The organism is Nesterenkonia halotolerans (assembly GCF_014874065.1).
Taxonomy (GTDB): domain Bacteria; phylum Actinomycetota; class Actinomycetes; order Actinomycetales; family Micrococcaceae; genus Nesterenkonia; species Nesterenkonia halotolerans.
On record NZ_JADBEE010000001.1, the window covers coordinates 1,157,394 to 1,173,704 of the forward strand.

15 protein-coding genes are annotated in these 16,311 nt (G+C 61.4%); 8 read left to right on the plus strand and 7 right to left on the minus strand.

Translation table 11 applies throughout. The annotated features are described in order from the left end of the window. Nucleotides 1–358: 358 nt before the first annotated feature. From H4W26_RS05290 to H4W26_RS05305, 4 genes are all read right to left on the minus strand, one after another. On the minus strand, nucleotides 359–685 hold the full coding sequence (locus H4W26_RS05290; RefSeq protein ID WP_192591067.1) for a hypothetical protein: 327 nt from the start codon (nucleotides 683–685) through the stop codon (nucleotides 359–361). Nucleotides 686–744: 59 nt separating this feature from the next. Next, nucleotides 745–1,278 (minus strand): GNAT family N-acetyltransferase, encoded by a 534-nt coding sequence (locus H4W26_RS05295; RefSeq protein ID WP_192591068.1) that lies wholly within the window; start codon nucleotides 1,276–1,278, stop codon nucleotides 745–747. A 486-nt stretch (nucleotides 1,279–1,764) separates the two neighbouring features. Next, the gene (locus H4W26_RS05300; RefSeq protein WP_192591069.1) at nucleotides 1,765–2,424 is read right to left on the minus strand and encodes a hypothetical protein; all 660 of its coding nucleotides are present in this window, start codon (nucleotides 2,422–2,424) and stop codon (nucleotides 1,765–1,767) included. A gap of 9 nt (nucleotides 2,425–2,433) precedes the next feature. Then, nucleotides 2,434–2,655 (minus strand): hypothetical protein, encoded by a 222-nt coding sequence (locus tag H4W26_RS05305; RefSeq protein WP_192591070.1) that lies wholly within the window; start codon nucleotides 2,653–2,655, stop codon nucleotides 2,434–2,436. Nucleotides 2,656–2,856: 201 nt separating this feature from the next. Here H4W26_RS05305 and H4W26_RS05310 point away from each other — a divergent pair, with 201 nt between their 5' ends. The 6 genes from H4W26_RS05310 (at nucleotide 2,857) to H4W26_RS05335 (ending at nucleotide 12,075) form a co-directional block, all read left to right on the plus strand. Next, on the plus strand, nucleotides 2,857–3,060 hold the full coding sequence (locus tag H4W26_RS05310; protein ID WP_318779777.1) for a helix-turn-helix transcriptional regulator: 204 nt from the start codon (nucleotides 2,857–2,859) through the stop codon (nucleotides 3,058–3,060). Further along, complete coding sequence (locus H4W26_RS05315; protein WP_192591071.1) at nucleotides 3,057–7,289, plus strand: hypothetical protein; 4,233 nt, start codon at nucleotides 3,057–3,059, stop codon at nucleotides 7,287–7,289. Before H4W26_RS05310 ends, H4W26_RS05315 begins: the two co-directional genes overlap by 4 nt. A gap of 391 nt (nucleotides 7,290–7,680) precedes the next feature. Then, a complete protein-coding gene (mobC, locus tag H4W26_RS05320; RefSeq protein WP_192591072.1) occupies nucleotides 7,681–8,073 on the plus strand; it encodes a plasmid mobilization relaxosome protein MobC in 393 nt (130 codons plus the stop codon). After that, nucleotides 8,070–9,425 carry a relaxase/mobilization nuclease domain-containing protein gene (locus tag H4W26_RS05325; RefSeq protein WP_192591073.1) on the plus strand — a complete coding sequence of 452 codons (1,356 nt, stop codon included), beginning with the start codon at nucleotides 8,070–8,072 and terminating at the stop codon, nucleotides 9,423–9,425. The genes mobC and H4W26_RS05325 overlap by 4 nt, the downstream gene beginning before the upstream one ends. Further along, complete coding sequence (locus H4W26_RS05330; RefSeq protein ID WP_192591074.1) at nucleotides 9,409–9,960, plus strand: hypothetical protein; 552 nt, start codon at nucleotides 9,409–9,411, stop codon at nucleotides 9,958–9,960. Before H4W26_RS05325 ends, H4W26_RS05330 begins: the two co-directional genes overlap by 17 nt. Nucleotides 9,961–10,167: 207 nt before the next feature. Continuing rightward, nucleotides 10,168–12,075 (plus strand): DNA primase family protein, encoded by a 1,908-nt coding sequence (locus H4W26_RS05335; RefSeq protein WP_192591075.1) that lies wholly within the window; start codon nucleotides 10,168–10,170, stop codon nucleotides 12,073–12,075. A 1,050-nt stretch (nucleotides 12,076–13,125) separates the two neighbouring features. Here the strand turns inward: H4W26_RS05335 and H4W26_RS05340 are convergent. Further along, entirely contained in the window at nucleotides 13,126–13,338 is a 213-nt protein-coding gene (locus H4W26_RS05340) for a hypothetical protein (RefSeq protein ID WP_192591076.1), read from the minus strand. A gap of 152 nt (nucleotides 13,339–13,490) precedes the next feature. Between H4W26_RS05340 and H4W26_RS05345 the strand changes: the two genes are divergently transcribed. Then, entirely contained in the window at nucleotides 13,491–13,643 is a 153-nt protein-coding gene (locus H4W26_RS05345) for a hypothetical protein (RefSeq protein ID WP_192591077.1), read from the plus strand. Between the two features lie 391 nt (nucleotides 13,644–14,034). Here the strand turns inward: H4W26_RS05345 and H4W26_RS05350 are convergent, their stop codons facing one another. After that, nucleotides 14,035–14,400 carry a hypothetical protein gene (locus H4W26_RS05350; protein WP_192591078.1) on the minus strand — a complete coding sequence of 122 codons (366 nt, stop codon included), beginning with the start codon at nucleotides 14,398–14,400 and terminating at the stop codon, nucleotides 14,035–14,037. Nucleotides 14,401–14,463: 63 nt separating this feature from the next. Next, nucleotides 14,464–14,955 (minus strand): hypothetical protein, encoded by a 492-nt coding sequence (locus H4W26_RS05355; protein WP_192591079.1) that lies wholly within the window; start codon nucleotides 14,953–14,955, stop codon nucleotides 14,464–14,466. Nucleotides 14,956–15,013: 58 nt separating this feature from the next. Between H4W26_RS05355 and H4W26_RS14110 the strand changes: the two genes are divergently transcribed. Next, nucleotides 15,014–16,030 (plus strand): serine/threonine-protein kinase, encoded by a 1,017-nt coding sequence (locus tag H4W26_RS14110; protein ID WP_225939853.1) that lies wholly within the window; start codon nucleotides 15,014–15,016, stop codon nucleotides 16,028–16,030. The last annotated feature ends 281 nt before the right edge of the window (nucleotides 16,031–16,311 follow it).

Here is a 16,311-nt window from a genome sequence, read left to right on the forward strand (position 1 = left end):
GGTGGGCATCGTGAGATGCCGACACCATTCCTGCAGGTTTCTATCCCTTGAGATCAATTCCGCTCTTGAGCGGGCTACCGCGGCGCTTGAACCAGACTCGACGCCCGTAGTGCGTCGACGGAACCCTAGCCGCCAGTGTTGGTCGGTGACCCAAGCATACAGAGGTCCCTAGTGCCTTCCTGTCGAGAGATCGTGGCCTCGCCGCTCGGTGGACTGTACGGGTCGTTCACAAACCGATCCCTCAGCGTGCACCGTCTGCTCTACTAAGACACGGGCGCCCGCAAGACGGACCCGATCTGCACGCTCCTGAAAATCTGACTGGAATGATCAGCTTTGGGAGCATTCAACGTTTGGCCGGTTATGGCTTGTACTGGTCACCCTCGTACTGGACATTAGCGAAGGCCTTCACTTCACGTTGCAGCCGAGCCGCAATGGCTTCACCCGCTGCGGCCCACCGCTCATAATTGACACCGTCATCCCACCCATCGATGGGATCGAAGTGGTGCTCCCAGAGCGCATTCCAGGAAGCCATATCGGCTGTAAGAGCCTCCGACAACCCGTATGTTTCCGGCGTAGTGGTGTATCCGACATCCCAAGTCGGCGTCGAGTTCTCCCACAGAGGCCAGTCACGCGAGTAGTCAGGAAAGAGCCTGATAATGCGCCGCGCCGGAGGTGTTCCGCTCATGGTGACGAGGCTACCCTTCACGCGTCCTACGAGGATTGATCCACCCGGAAAAGGATCGTTCAGCCCGCAATCAGAAGAAGCTCGAGAGCAGGCCTTGGGTCAGTGCGAAGACGTGCATGCGTCTCCACATCGAAGCGATCGGCTCCATACCGCAGCTTCTGACGCTCGAGTCCCTCCGCTGGGAATCCGGCGCGGGTAGCGACTGTGCAGGAGGCTGGGTTGTTTACCCGATGCCCGAGCTCAACTCGGAAAAGCCCATCCGAGAAGGCTTCAACGGCGACAGTAGCGAGGGCACGTGACGCGAAGCCGTAGCCGCGCGCTTCGGCGGTGAGCCAGTAGTACACCCAGGCAGTGCCGTGGCGTCGTTCGATGGCAGATAGTCCGACGTTGCCGACAGCAACACCGTCCGAAACGATAGCCCAGTTGCGCCAGGACTCAGTGAACACAAGGTACCCGCAGATGTAATGACGGGCGCGTTCGACAGTAGAAAGATCGACGCCACCGAACTGGGCGTTCAGGTCGGGGTTTTGTCTGGACGCATGCGAAAGAGCCGGAGCGTCTTCATCGCTCCAAGGGCGCAATTCAACAGCCATGGTGTCAATCCTGCCAGACGGACGAAGCGAGCTATCCCCCGCCCGTAAGCCGGTAGCTCACCGCGCGCGACTCGATCACTAGAGACCGATCGACGGCGGCACTGTTGGGATGCCCGTTTAACCCGCCCGGAGAAGATGCCCGCAAAGGTGCCTTATCTGGCACACGTCTCACCGCGCGAAAAGCGACCATTGGCGGATGGACGTAACGTACTCAAACGACGCAACAACTGCATCGACGACAGACCGTGCCACTCATGTTTCAGTGCGGAAGACTCAAGATCCGCTTCACCAAAGACCCTCCGGAGCCAGGCGCAACACGAGCTGTGAATTCTGGGGCGCGGGAGACGGAAGAAGCCTAGGCTCCGGCGGCTCAGCGCAACGTCTGCAGCTGTGACGCACCAGTACTGACACAGTCATAAGCCCCAGCACCGAATCGATGTTGGGGCTTATCTGTGCCCAGAGGAGACGTGAATTCACACCGGTGGCTCAGAGGTCGGACGAGTACCCGTTCTCATCGGTCCAGGAGACTCCGACCTGATCGACATCATCGCCGGGCTGGATGGTGACCCGCGCGTCTCGCACTTCGTCGATGTGCGGCGTCTCCACGAGGACCCGAACCAACTCATCCGCGAATGCTTCTCGGTCGTCTCGGGTGACCTCAGGACCGAAGCCCAGGTCCTCGGAAGAGAGGGTGACCTCGATGACACCCATGTCGCCACTGTCGTGGTTCGGGATGGCCAGCCCAGCACCCCAGTACTCCAGCTCAGTAGCAGCGCGGCCGTAGTTCCCAACGGACCCGAACTCTTCCAGGCTGGTCTCATCGGCGGCAATGCCCTGCTCATCCATGAAGGCAACGAGGTCGCGATAGATCTCGATATGAGTCTCGGTGATGGCGGGGACACCAGAACCGCCGTCTACCGAGTACTCGAACTCGGGGATGGGCTCGAATCCCGAACCATCGGCGGGCGGGAGCGTCTCCGTCTCCTGTGGATGCTCCGAGTCCTGAGCCTCGGCTTCCTCTGAGGACTGTTCTGGACTCTGGGCAGGAGTCTCCTGCGACTCAGCCTGAGCCTCATCAGCAGAGCAGGCAGTCCCAGCCAGCAGCAGGACCACCGAGAGGGCGAGAAAGCTGTGTTTGGTCTTCATTGAATCTCCTCAGATATCAGTCGCTTCTGCGGCTTCGACTTGCTTGGCGGCTCGTTCTTCGCGACTCAGAAGAATCGTTCCCCAGCCCATGGAAAAGAAGCCAAGCGCTGCAAGGGGTGCCGCCATCAGTGAACCAGTCAGGCCAGGGACATAATCCAGCATCATGACGGTGGACCAAAAGAACAGCATAGCGACGAGGACGAGCTTGATTGGTGTCAGATGAGCCTTCATAGGAAGCCCTTTCCATGGGAGTGAACTTGTGGTTTTTTCGTTGTCTGGACCTATATTGCAATTCTTACAGGTGTTCCGTAATGTCTTTAATATACACCCGGTCAGCCCCAAGGGCGACACAATTTTTCCCGCCAGATTGAACGAGGAATTATTATGTCCGTCGCCTGTGAACAGAATCCCATGCGTGAATACGGATCAGGAGTGTCTGATATTCACAGCATCTCCAGGGGGGCATTAAAGCCTCCCGCCGCAGCAGAGTTCCTGGGACTCTCCGAGAACACGCTCGCGCAGTGGCGCTGCCGCGACACAGGGCCCGCATACGTCAAGCTCGGCCGCACCGTGGTCTACCGCATCGAGACTCTGGAAGCGTTTCTGCGCGCCAACGAAAGCGGTGGAGCAAAATGAGCCCGCACACCGCCAAGCGGGCTCTCTTCAGCCCCACCACTCTGCGTCGCAGCGTGGTCAGCGTGCTGATCATGCTTCTGCTGGGCCTGACAACGGTCTTCGGACTCTCCGGAGCCGCCCACGCAGAGGAGACCGACGAGGTCGAGGGCCTGAGCTTCTACAGCGTCTCCGCATCGCTGATGGACTTGTTCTCCACTGCCCAGCAGCCCGACGACGACAGCGTGGAATGGAGCGACGCAGGCTGGGACACCATCCTGCAGAACCCCGGATCTGCCGGATCCTTCCTGGGCTACTCAGACTCCGACAAGAGCTGGATCACTTCGCAGCTGTCGGCCTCCTCCAACACGATGGACTACGGGGCACTGAACATCCGACTGACCGACGAGAACGGGAACTCCTCCGAGCCGGCCAGCCAAGGATTCCAGGAGTTCGCCCTCTTCGGCGCCACGCTCAACGGTATGGGTCTCGACGGCACCAGCACCGGCCTCTCGTCGAACATCACCAGCTGGATCGGCGGTGGGATCATGCTGCTGCTCTTCCTGCTGACCTACGCGGTGGACTTCCTCTTCCGCGCGGTGCTCTCGACCCTGAGCTTCCTCAACCCGTTCCGGTTCTTCGACGAAGCAATCCGGGAGACGGTCGGGGGTCAGTACACCACCGGAGCCGATGAGCTTCCAGGCTTCCTCAGTGGCCTCTCATCATGGATCGCCGACTGGTACGGCTTCCTCGACGCCATGGCCTGGCAGACGATGGTGCCGATGTTCATCGCACTCTTCCTCGTGGGGATCGTCTTCTTCAAGAAGCTCGACAAGGGATCAGCACTGAAGAAGCTGCTGATCCGACTCTTGTTCATGGGGCTCGGTCTGCCATTGCTGGGTTCGATGTTCACCGCCACCCTCGACACGATGAACGAGGGATTTAGCGCAGGACGCACCGGAGGCACCCAGGTGATTGCGAGCACCTACGTGGACTTCGAAGGCTGGGCCAAGAATGGTCGCCTAGCGGTGCCGGCCCAAGGCGCGATCGTGGAGTGGGACGTGAGCGAGGGTCGACCCTCCGGGGACTCGCTGCGCAACGCCCGGGACACTGCTCTGGCCATCAACAACCAGACGCACAACTTCGATCTCGAACGCGTGGTCGGGAGCGACGACCCCGCAGCCTGGTCACAGGCAGCGATCGACTCCAACGACGCGAACGTCGACGAGGCCGGTTTCGGCACCATCACCGACATGCTGCAGCGCCACATGAGCGGTGCGCAGATCACTGCGTCGGCCTATGAGACAGGCACCAAGTCCTGGTGGTCGGATCGGATGGATTCCCCCGAAACCGTCGTCGAATGGTTCCGCAACATCACCGCCGGCTCCTACACGACCTCGCCCATCGACGGGCTCTTCCAGAACATGGCGCAGCGCGCGCAGTTCTGGTCCGAGTCTGGGGGAACGTTCAACGCGGAGGTCCTTGCGGGCAACCCCGTCGTCTCTGTGGGCGAGAAGGCCACCGGGCTCCAGACCAGCGAGGACGGGGACGGGGTCCTGGCCTTCCGGACGGACCAGGGCAACATCGCCTCGATCACTAACTGTGGGATGTCCTACGGATCGAATCTCGGCGCTCCCGCGAACTGCAACATGTCCTCGTTGGCGATGTACAACTACCTGAACACCGGTTTCGGGGAGAGCGAGCTCACCCTGTACGGCAGCGGCAACGTCATGTCCGAGGCCACCCGGGAGATGCACACCTCGGTGAACCTGGTCGGCACCGGCACCATGAGCCTGCTCTACTGGCTCAACGCCACGTTCCTGCTCGCTGCCTTCGTGGTGCTCGGCTTCGTGTTCGCCTTCGCCATGGTCTTCACGACGCTGAAGCGCAGCTTCCAGATCATCGCAGCGATCCCGTTCGCGACCTTGGGTGCTCTCCACGGCATTGCGAAGGTGGTCATCTACAGCGTGGCCGCGATCCTGGAGATCCTTCTGACGATCTTCCTCTATGTGTTCATCATCGAGATGCTGCTGTCGTTGCCCCAGATCATCGAGGCCCCACTCAGCGGGATCCTCAACGACGATGGTGAGGGTGCAGTGATCGCTGGACTCGCTGGGTTCCTGGCATTCATCACCGGTGGACCCGCCTTCACCATGATCGTGACGTTCATCAGCATCGTCTCGCTGCTCGCGTTCACCGTCACAGCGCTGCGCACCCGCAAGGCAGTCATCAAGGCCGCCGACGAAGCAGTCACCAAGCTGGTGGAGAAGTTCATGGACGTGGACTCGACCCCCGCTACAGCGGGCCCTGGGAGTGGGATGGGCCACGGCGTCGCCTCGGGGGTCGGTGCCGGCATGAGCGCAACCGCACACAACCGCATCCGCAGGGGCGGACACCCCACCACCAACTCCAACGTCTCGGGCACTAACTCTGACGCTCCGGGTTCCAACGGCCCGGGAGACATCACGACGGGACCGAGCATGGGACGCAACGGTGGTGGCATGGGCGGTGGCCGGCGCGCGTTGGGCCCTGGCGACACTCCAGCATTGTCGGGAGGTCGCGGCGGCTCTTCGGGTCCAGACCATCAGGGGGGCCCCGGGGATCCGCAGGGACGCTACGGAACCGCCACGATGGGTTATGCCTCTGACGAGCAGAGCTTTGGAGAGAAGGTCCGCGCGTCAGGACTGTCCATCGATGGTCGAGGCTATGGCCCGGAGAACCTCAACGGGACCAACGGTGCACGCTCAGAGAAGGGCGCCACTGGGGACCGCGCTCGCCCGGAGGCACTGCACTCTCAGACACAGTCGACCCGCAGCGCCGACGCCTCCACCACGACCGAAGCACAGGCTCGTGTCGCGACCACAGAGACATCGGGCAGGGCCAATGGGACCGAGCAGTCGTCACGGCGCCTGGCAGTCTCTGATGAGACCGGCAGGCCCCACACGGAGGCACAGCGCCAGGAGAAGAGCCGACAGAGCCACAGCAACGAGCAGAACATCGCTCGGGGCAATGATGTTGTGGCGGCCGGGGAACGTCGTGGGGCAACCAACCTCGGGGGGACCAGTTCGAAGCTCTCTGAGCGTGAGCGCATGGAGGCCCAGACGGCATTGGAGAGGACGAGTGCCGAGACCGCAGGGACCACCACCCGGCCTCAGCGGGAGCTGCAGCCGGGTGAGCGTCAGAACCACACGTCCTCTCAGTCGATGACCACCGACCAGGCCGGTGATAGCTCGACGGAGTCTGCTCGTGCAGAGCTCGATGCATCAAGGGCTCGGGACGAAGGTGCGGTCTCGGTACAGAACCAAAAGACCGATCCACGCCCGATCACTGGTTCCTCCATCGAGAACAGCGCGCACGAGACGGTGACCAAGCAGCAGGGTGGCGAGCAGAAGGTCACTCAGGACAACCGTGCTGACCAGAAGCGCTTCGAGGAGCAGAAGGTCGAGCAGGACAACTCCAGCGAGCAGAACACGGAGTCCAGGCCTGTCGCCTCGGAGGATCGTTCAGTCCAGGGAATCAGGGAACGCACCACCGCAAACACGATGGGCACGACCCCTGACATGTCCACCGGTATCACCAGCACGGAGACTCCACGCCGTGCTGACGTCCACCAGGGACCGTCGACTTCTAAGAGGAAGACCTCCGCGCCCAGCGCATCAACCCCGACAAAGCCGAAGCCGAGGCCAGCAGCACCATCGACGATCGAGACGGCGGGGCAGAACCCAGGCTCGGGTGCGGTCAACACCCCGAGCAGGAAGGCCCCTTCCCCCACTTCGATCAACAGCGCTGCACCGAAGAACCCGACCCGTGGCGTGCAGCCTCGGAAGGGATCGCTGAGCGCGACGACCAGGGGCGGAATCAGGGGAGCAGCACTCGGACACACCAAGGCATCACCGACCAGCATCTCTCGCGGTCTCGCGAGCACTGCCACTGGTACGGCGCGCGAAGCGATCACCGGTGGGCTCAGGAGTACACCACCGAAGCAGGAGGCACGGACAGCACAGGCCCCGAAGAAGGTGGGAGCACCGACCACGCCACCGATGCGGCCGAGCACTACGCGGACGCGCACCGTGAGTGCTCGGCCCGCAGCACAGCGGGGCCAGGCGCCGAAGGGGATCAAGCGCAGCCTCAGCGCTGCGGCGGCTTCTCAGAAGTCGGCACCTCAGAAGAGGATCAGCGTGATTGATTCCTCGACGAGACAGGGAGGCGAGCTGCACCCACGCGGGATCTCGAAGCGCGATCCGCAGCAGTGATTCTGCAGCAGCAGTGATGCGGTCATAGGCCCCAGCACCGGATCAGCGCTGGGGCCTATGCGTGCCCAGGGACACGAGCACGAGGCGGAGCCGCAGTGGTCGAGGACCGGGGCATTAGTAAACGAAGTGATCCCGCGCAGCGGGGGGTGAGGAGTGAGCTTGCGAACGACGGTTCTATTCCGGGCGGGTCTGGGAGGGCGGAGCCCTACCAGCGGGCGGGACGAGGAAGACAAGCGAAGCGCTGTCAGACAAGTCCCTAGCTCGCGTTGTTTCGGCCTGTGTTAATGTATTGCTACACAGTACGAAACAACATTCTTCGGGGAAGGAGTTGAAAACTATGGCAAACCCGAATCGGGAAACCCGCCCATCGAGCAAAGGTCATAGGCTCACCGTGAGATTCGATGAAGCCGAAGACACCAAGGTTAGGGCGCGCGCTCGTTCGATGGGCATTCCTTCGTCAGCATTCGTACGTGCCGTGGCTCTGGACGCGATCAAGGGAAAGTCCGTCCCCTCCTCGATCGCCGCCGCCATCGAGACCTCGCAGGAATCATTTCCAAACCCAGACGAGATCAGGCTGGGTCGAGAGCTCCGCACTGCCATTACCAGGATCGGGGTCAACTACAACCAGATCGCTCGACAGGTGAACAAGGCGGGACCCCAGACGCTGAACGCTCCCAAGGCCATCGGGGTCATGGCTGAACTCACGGAATCTCTTCGCCAGCTGCAGGACCTCGTCGGGAAGCCGCAGATCAAGCCTCCGGTGCAGAAGGCGGAGAACGCGTGAGCACTTCAAGCATGAGGAAGAAGCCGCGGGGCAATACTCGCCCGGCGGTGGACTACGAGATCAACGGCATCCGTGGGACCACGACGTACAACGAGAACATCAAGAACGGCACCAGTCGGGTCGCAGAGATCAGGTGCGATCACGATTCGGTCGAGGAGTTCTTGAAGAGGTCAGAGGATCTGGCGGTTGCTCACGGTCGACAGATCGAGACCCGGTCCTATGTCCACAGCTTCAGCAAAGAAGAGATGGACCGCAACGACCTGGAGACCCCAGACAAGGTCGCAGACCTCAGCTACGAGTACATGAAGGAACTCCACCCCAACAGCGACGTACTGGTGATCGTTCACATGGACTCAAAGGGTGGCCACCCTCATTCGCATTGCAAGGTGATCAACCACTGCAACGAGACCGGGCGGGCCCTGGAGGGCCAGGAGATGTATTGGCAGTACCAGGCGGTCAACGATCGGGTGATGCGGCGCAACGGACTCTCAGTGGTCCAACGAGGCAGCGCGAGCCTGGACAACGGGGCGGTCTGGGAGAGCCTCCGGGAAGGAGGGACGATCAACGGCTACGAGCGCAAGCTCGGAGACGGAATCAAAGAATCGCTCCTCGACCTCCGCAGCGTAGACACTCCGAGCTACCGCAAGGTCCTCAAAGAGAAAGACATCGAACTCGTCGAGAGGGAGGACGAGATCAGGGCCAGTTCGGACGGAGAGCAGCCCGCCAGGGTCTCGGTCGGCTGGACCTACAAGATGTTCGACGACACCACCGAGAAGTCCAGGATGCGGCGCCGCAAGGCGTCGGCGCTGAGCCAGCACTTCACCCACAAGGGAGCCCAGAGGCTCTTCGAACGCAACATACAACTCAACGCAGAAAGGCAGGCCGAGCAGCATGGGATCCATGGACAAGAACGGGCAGACGGACGAGTTGGAGCAGGCACTCAAGGAATCGGGCTCCTCACCGCAGAGGAGGTCAACCGCGACGGCAGCATCGGGGACATCTACCTCGACGCCGAAGATCGACCCCTCGGGCCTCATGACGCTGACGAACGGACTGACCGACCTGTCCGCGAGACAGCGGATGAACGAGGAGATGATGACCTCGATCGAGAAGTCTCTGGCGAAGATCTCAGCGCAGAGTCGATCCGAGCAGAGTTCGAAGAACGACGCCGAGAAGCTGCGGAACGAACTCCAGCAGCTGAAGGAAGCGGTGCGCGCACTGAAGGACCAACTCCTCAGCAGCCAGCCCGTGAGGCTGGCCAGCGGGGAGACCGTCAGCCAGGGCGACCTCGACGCACTCAATATGTCGCGCCGGATCGAGGCCGAGATGAAGGCCGTGGCCTCGGAGACTGAGCAGCTGGGCAAGGAGGTCCGGAGGAAGCGCGCGCCGGTGGACATCGACCACGACAAGCTCGCCAGGATCCTGATGCAGAACCTCGACCAGACGATGGAGAAGAGGATGAACAGGATGATCGACGACAGCATCACACGCATGGACGGCGTTCTGCGGGCCCAGGAGGAACGCATGGCGACCCTCGGTACTACGAACCTGGACAGGACGTTGGAGGCCCTAGGAAAGGCCGAAGAGACGGCCTCCAGGGTCAAGACGGGAATGCTCTGGGGAGGCCTCGGCCGGCTGTCGATGGTGCTGCTCCCGTTTGCACTGGTTCTGCTCGCACTGGTCGCTATGGTCGTACCGGCTGCTCAGCTTCTGGGTGTCGCGCCGCTGAGCGAGTGGATCTGGGGGATCTTCGCAGACATCGAAACCCTCTGGGGCCAGGCGATCTTCGCTGCGTGTTTCCTGGGCGCCATGACAGGGGTCGTGTGGGTGATGTGGGCCCTGGCCATGAAAATCATGGCGGCCCACACGGTCGCTACGCGAACCTGAACCAGTTTCGGGCATTCCCCACAGGTATCTCACAGAAACAAACAGAAAGGCATAATTACATTAATTGTGAAACAATGAACCAAGTCAAGACCCAAAGCAAAACCCCGGCCCCCTAAAGGGGGCCGGGGCTGAAGCTGGGAGAGAAGTGTTGGAGCACTTCCTCTCGGTTATCAGTCGACGCACCAACCTCAACGAAAGGCATCGACGATGTCCCCATTCTACGCTGACCCCACCGAAGAGTCGACCTCCCCTGCGGCTGACCTAGTAAGCCGTATCGAAGCCGCGGCCGAGCTCAATCACCCCACTGCCCCGACTGCCCAGAAACAGCGCGGAACAGCCCCCACCACGCCCGACGTAACAACGAGCTCCAACATTCTCGGTGGCGTGTTCATGCCGCTCTCCGAAGAGACCATCGTGGAGATGGAGACGCATTCATACCTGGAATCCATCAAGGACCAGGACGTCGGCCTTCGACAGATCCGCGACCACCTGCTGAACAGGATCTCCAAGGCGTTCTCTCGCGAGCAGGCACGCCGCGACGGGGACAAGCAGCTCAACGGCGGCGAACACCCGAAGCTGGTCAAGCCCAAGGTCCTCGACGAGCTCACCTGTGCCCAGGTGCTGCTGGCCCGGTATCCCATCGCCGGTCTCGACTTCGCCAACGGTCAGGGCGACGAAGATCGCGTCGAACTCAGCATCTGGTCTCCTCCTCCCGCCGACGCGAACAAGAGCGACTGTGACCACGGCATCTACGCCACCGGAAGTCGTCGGATAAAACAGCTCATCCACGAACTCAAGCCCAGCGCGTCGGCCAACGCCGTCAAGTCCATGCTGGCCACCCTGAAGGCGCACGCGCCCATCAAGGAGATCACACGGATTCCACACCTCCGTGCCGTCAACAACGGGGTCTTCAACCACGAGACGAAGGAGCTGGAACCGTTCACCCCGGACTATGTGGCTGTCCACAAGATCCCCATGAACTACAACCCTGACGCCGAAGATCCCGAGATCACGATGCATGACGGTGAAAAGTGGACCTTCAGCACCTGGCTGGAGGGACTGACCGATGACGAAGGCGTCTATGAGTTGCTCTGGGAGGGCATCGCCGCAGCAGTGTGGCCCTACTACAAGAGGAACAAAGCACTGTTCCTACACTCCGAGCGGGGCAACAACGGCAAGGGCGCCTACTGCCAGGTCATTGACAATCTCTTGGGGCTCAAGGGGGCAGCTGCCATCCCCCTGGCCAGCTTTGGTCAGCGGTTCGCCCTGAGCTCGTTGCTCCACGCGCAGGCCATCATCGCTCACGAGAATCCAGTCGGAGCCTTCTCAGATGACCTGAAGGACTTCAAGACGGTGGCCACCGGAGACAAGTTCTCCCTGGAGCGGAAGAACGAGCACCCGCTGGAGTTCGTGTTCGTCGGGCCCATCTTCCAGTGCGTCAACGACTTCCCCAAGACCCGGGACAAGTCCGACTCCTTCGCACGTCGGCAGCTCTGGATCCCCTTCCGTAAGTGGTTCGGCGGAAAGGTCGACGGGGAGGACGTAGAGCGCAGTTACATCAAGGATGAATACCTCGCTCGCAATGACGTGCTGGAGTACGTGCTGAAGGAGGCCCTGCACATGCCGCTGGCGAAGTTCTCCGAACCCCAGGCCTGCCTGGACCTCTTGGAAGAGGCCAAGCGCGAGAACAACGCGGTGCGTGAGTTCTGGCACGAACTCGAAGACGAGTTCGTCTGGGATCTGCTGCCGACCCCGTTCCTCTTTGACCTCTTCATCTCCTGGTTCAAGAAGAACAACCCCTCGGGGCTCCCGGTGGGCAGGAGCACCTTCATCAGCTCGCTCAGCGCGCTCCTGTTCAACAGTGACAAGTGGGACTACGAAGACAAGGACAAGAAGCATCGTCCCGGCCAGAAAATGATCGAGCCAGAGCTGCTGATCACGGAGTACGACCTCAAAGACTGGATGAACGCCAACTACGTCGGGTCCAACCCGGCAATGCGCTCGGCCTATGTGCCCAACCGCGTGCACTACAGGGGCGTCTTACGACGCAACCCTGCATCCAGCGCGAAGGGCCCTGAGGATGCCGTCGACACGGATGCAGCAGTCTCAGACTGAGGCTATGCGCACATCAGCCCAGGAGGGCCTCGGTGATGCCACCGGGGCCCTCCTTCCGGCTTCAGGAGCTACTTCAAGCGCGCGCGGCACGCCGGGGGCCGCAGGAGCCCCGCAGGCCGCGCTGAGGGCGTGGAGGTTCACTTGGGCTCAGGTGGAAGGTGAGCCCACAGCTGGGGATGAGGCTTCCGTCAGGCAGCGAGCTGACTCGACGTGATCAGCTGCCCGAACGATCGCTTGCCGGCTCCAGGGGACTTTTCCCTCCGAAGTCAGCACATGGGAGCGGCTTTGCAGTGGTTGTACCGCGTGCGCGCGGTACGTCGTTTCTGCTGGTTTATGAGTGCTAATCGATCGCCTCTCAGGATGGACCGCGTTTTCTTGAAGCTCGGGAACTTCCTGGGCATATCGAGAGTAAGAGAGAAGCTCATAACCACTCGAAAAATTAAGGTACAACGGTACATATGCCCTAGGTGACTACAAAACCACAGGTCAGAGCAATTTCATGTTGTACCGCGGTTGTACCACAGGGAAGCCTCCGGAGGTACAACTGGCCGCAGCACCCGCTCGCTGACCAGCAGCACCCCCACCTGTGCGGTGGAGTTGAGGTGTTGATGCGACTTCATCCGCCACCTTCGCGCTGAACGCTCACTGATGTGCAGGGTTCGCGCCGGCAACCACACCCAGCTTTGTGGGTCTCGCGCAGTGACTCCCCCGCAACCCACCGTGCGAAGTCTCGGTGCTCATGAGGCACCGTCGAGCAGCCGCCGCACTGCGGGAGTTCTCGCGTGTTCGGCGAGGTTTCTAAAGTGTCACTGAAATCAGGTGTCACACGCTGGTGAAGGGTGCATCAGTGCCTCTGACCCGCGGGCTTAGGATCCACGAATGGTGGCAGCCCTATGGATGCCAGGCGTTTCACAGCGGCCGAGGTAGGGCGGTTCAACGCTCGGTCAAGAGTGACCTTCAGGCGTGCTGCGCGGATCTCTCGACGCAGCACCGCCTGGACCTCATCCCGGTTGTTCGGGTCGTAGCTTCTCTCGGCAGCAGCAGCCATGGTCACCCCTCCCCTGTGCGCGCTGTGTGATCGGGCATCGCCCAGCTCGCCGGTGGCACATCCATCGCAGCCAGATCGCGCAACTCGGGTGCTGTCGTGCGCCCCTGTCTCTCATCGAGGGTGATCTTCAGCCGCGCGGCGAGAATCTCGCGACGCAGGGTAACGAACATCTGCGCCTTGGTCTTGGTGGTGTGCTTGTGTGGTTGCTCGGGCATGATCAGCTTCCTCCTGGTCCTCATTATCTCCAGAAGCTGCTCCCCCCACCAGGTCGTATCCCCCACCTGAGCTCTCTGTGCAGGCACCAATGACCGTCTGTGGGGAGACCTCGCGCTAGGCGGGACGTTACCCGGCGAAGGTGTCCTCGACCATGGCTGTAGCTGCCGTCATAACCTCGCATGTGCGCAGCCGGCTGATCGCCTCGACCGGCGAGATGTCCCCCAGCCACGGGTTGGCCCCGATGAACCAGAGACGCGCTGTGTCGTCGCTCTCCGAGCTGGAGACCATCCTCCACGCCCTGTGAGCCAGCTGCAGCCTCTCCTGCGCTTCAGGCGCCGGTAGAGGCCCGTCTGCTCGGGCCCACCTGCCGGGGAGATCTCGTGCGGTGACACGGCCCCGTACAGCGACAAGGGTCGGTCCGAGGGCGCTGTTGAGCTGACGAGTGATCTCTCGGATGTCCGTCGTGGCCATGATCTGTGTCCTCCTGATCCTCATTATGTCCCGCAGCTGCTCCGCCACCAGGTCACGTCTCCCACCTGAGCTCTCTGTTTGGGCGCCAATGGCCGTCCGAACAGGGGCTTCGAGGTGTCAGAAGCGTCCTCCAAGAGTGGTCACGTATCAGCCACACGGCCAGACCAAGGAAAACAGGTAAGCGACGGCTCGCCACCTACCTGCGGGCAATCCACGGTTCGGCTTCAGGCGGTTGTCTCACGATTCGCCTGGCCAAGGTGCGTCACCTGCACCGCCACGGCACCCAACCGACGCGCTAGACCGGCCTTATGCTGGATGCCCGCCTCCCCCGCAGCATAACCTGCCACAAGCATGATGCTGAGACCGTCGAGACGCCTCGAAGCGTCTGTAAGTTGGAGCTGAGGCGAGAGGTCGAGTGCTGCGGCGATGATCCGCTCTCCGGCGCCATCCACGGCCATTAGGCGCCAGTCATCGTGCGCTACGCGGTCCGCAAGGTTGCGGGCAGCGGCGCTGAGTTCTTCGCCACGGAGGGTGCTATTGCCTGTCTGAGCCCCGAAAACGCGGTCCAGAAGGCTGAGCGAACTGGCCATGAGCTCAGTATGGCCCATGATGGGCAACCTTCGTAACCACTTCGCGCCACGTGCTCGACCCTCTCAAGAATTCGATGCTGCCCTCGCGCGGTGAGCAGCGAGTTCAGAGAGCGCGGCCGCGGCCGCCTCCTTGTACTTGCCGCCCTTCACGGATTCAGCGTCACCGTCAAGGTCAGCTTTTGACGACCCATAAGCGGTACCGCAGTCCTTGCCATTGCGGATCACCGTGTTCGGGACAATTTGCTGGGCCGCACCTGTCAACGCGCCCTCCATGAGGAGACGGAAGCGCGGACCTTCGGTGTTTCTCGCCTTCGCCGACAGGTCAGCCCTTCTTACGACGACGGCTTCGGGCTGAAGCGATTGCAAACGTCCCAATAGGTTCTTTGCACAGTCTCCTAGCTGGACGGCCGTCTCCCCCACTCCGCTGTTGATGTCGAAGACAGTCTCAACGGTGACTTGTGTGAGATCCAGGGGACCAGTTGGGCCTCCAACATCTTTAAGAACTACCACTGACGTGGACGCCATATTGCCGTTGATCCTCGTTGCCAGTCCCATCGCACGCATGCTTCATTATGCATACGATGATTCAATGACATCCACTCCGGCTCCAGTGATGATCGCTGACCGATATGAGAAGGTTCGCGACCTAGGTGGCGGTGCTTTTGGAGAGGTGTATGAAGTCATTGACCATCACCTGGGTGGGACTACTGCTGCGCTGAAGCTCCTGAAGTCCCATCCGCTGGGCATCTGGGAGGAAGCGCAGGTCTTGCGGCGCGTAGCCGGAGAACACCTACTTCCCGTGCAGAACGCCGACCTCGCAGCCGGGGTCCCCTTTATCGTCACAGACCTGGCCACGCATGGATCGATCGCGGAGCAAATCACGCCCCACGTTGGGATGCCCATCGACAGGGCCATCCGCTGGGGACGTCAGATGTGCCAGGGCATCGCGCGACTGCATGACTTTGGGCTTCTCCATTGCGACCTGAAGCCAGAGAACATTTTCTTGAACGGAAGTGGTGACGCTCTGGTCGGCGATCTAGGCCTGGCCCAACTAGAAGACCCGAACGGAGTCGTGCTCGCCGCCGGAAGTCCTTTGACTATGGCTCCAGAAGTCTGTGCCGGGATGGCGGGTTTGACCCCGCCAAGATGTTACAGCGCTCTTAGCGAGGTCTTTAGCCTCGGTGCCTGCGTGTACTGGATGCTCGCCGGGGCTCCACCGAGGCCCCTCATGTCATACCCGGACCTGGCCAAGACCCAGGTCCCGGACATCTGGGAGGCGGCGCCCCACCTACCGCGAGGCCTTCGAGACGTAGTCAATCGATCACTATCGGCAGATGTTATGGAGCGTCAATGGTCTCCTTCCCACCTTGATGCCGCTCTCTCAGCGTTTAGGCGACCCGAACGCTCCTGGACCCGCGTGCAACCCCACCCGGAACATCGTGACTGTTTCGTGGGCACAAAGTCAGGCGCGCAGACGGTTTCCGTGTGCGTCGCCGCGAACCCGAGTCGATCAGGATTTTTGATTGACGTTAGATACGAGAAGTCGCAGCGCGCCCTCCGAGAGCATTGCGGGAGTTCCAGTGAAGCTGGTCTAGGACGACAGTTGCGAAATATTTTCCGGTCCTGCTGATCCAGGTCCTTCGTGAGGCTGAGGCACGATTCAACGCCAGCAAGACCTCAGTGAAGACTCATTTGCTCCTTCGACCACGTTTGAGCAAAACGCCTGCAATCGCTGTTGCTACCCCGGATTGTGACCACGCTCCTACTGGGCTGAAGGACGCGCATGCCTGACGACGTATGGAAACGCACGTCGTCTACGTCTGGGGCACACAGGCCTCTCAGCAGTCGTTGGCAAACCCGAGGAGACGGGCAAACCCACTGTCACGGTGGGGAACAGCTCACGCTTGAACC

What these genes read in the sequence shown, in the direction of transcription:
- H4W26_RS05290 (WP_192591067.1), bottom strand. Translation starts at nt 685, where the DNA reads ATGAGCGGAACACCTCCGGCGCGGCGCATTATCAGGCTCTTTCCTGAC.
- H4W26_RS05295 (WP_192591068.1), bottom strand. Translation starts at nt 1,278, where the DNA reads ATGGCTGTTGAATTGCGCCCTTGGAGCGATGAAGACGCTCCGGCTCTT.
- H4W26_RS05300 (WP_192591069.1), bottom strand. Translation starts at nt 2,424, where the DNA reads ATGAAGACCAAACACAGCTTTCTCGCCCTCTCGGTGGTCCTGCTGCTG.
- H4W26_RS05305 (WP_192591070.1), bottom strand. Translation starts at nt 2,655, where the DNA reads ATGAAGGCTCATCTGACACCAATCAAGCTCGTCCTCGTCGCTATGCTG.
- H4W26_RS05315 (WP_192591071.1), top strand. Translation starts at nt 3,057, where the DNA reads ATGAGCCCGCACACCGCCAAGCGGGCTCTCTTCAGCCCCACCACTCTG.
- H4W26_RS05335 (WP_192591075.1), top strand. Translation starts at nt 10,168, where the DNA reads ATGTCCCCATTCTACGCTGACCCCACCGAAGAGTCGACCTCCCCTGCG.
- H4W26_RS05340 (WP_192591076.1), bottom strand. Translation starts at nt 13,338, where the DNA reads ATGCCCGAGCAACCACACAAGCACACCACCAAGACCAAGGCGCAGATG.
- H4W26_RS05345 (WP_192591077.1), top strand. Translation starts at nt 13,491, where the DNA reads ATGGCTGTAGCTGCCGTCATAACCTCGCATGTGCGCAGCCGGCTGATC.
- H4W26_RS05350 (WP_192591078.1), bottom strand. Translation starts at nt 14,400, where the DNA reads ATGGCCAGTTCGCTCAGCCTTCTGGACCGCGTTTTCGGGGCTCAGACA.
- H4W26_RS05355 (WP_192591079.1), bottom strand. Translation starts at nt 14,955, where the DNA reads ATGGGACTGGCAACGAGGATCAACGGCAATATGGCGTCCACGTCAGTG.
- H4W26_RS14110 (WP_225939853.1), top strand. Translation starts at nt 15,014, where the DNA reads ATGATCGCTGACCGATATGAGAAGGTTCGCGACCTAGGTGGCGGTGCT.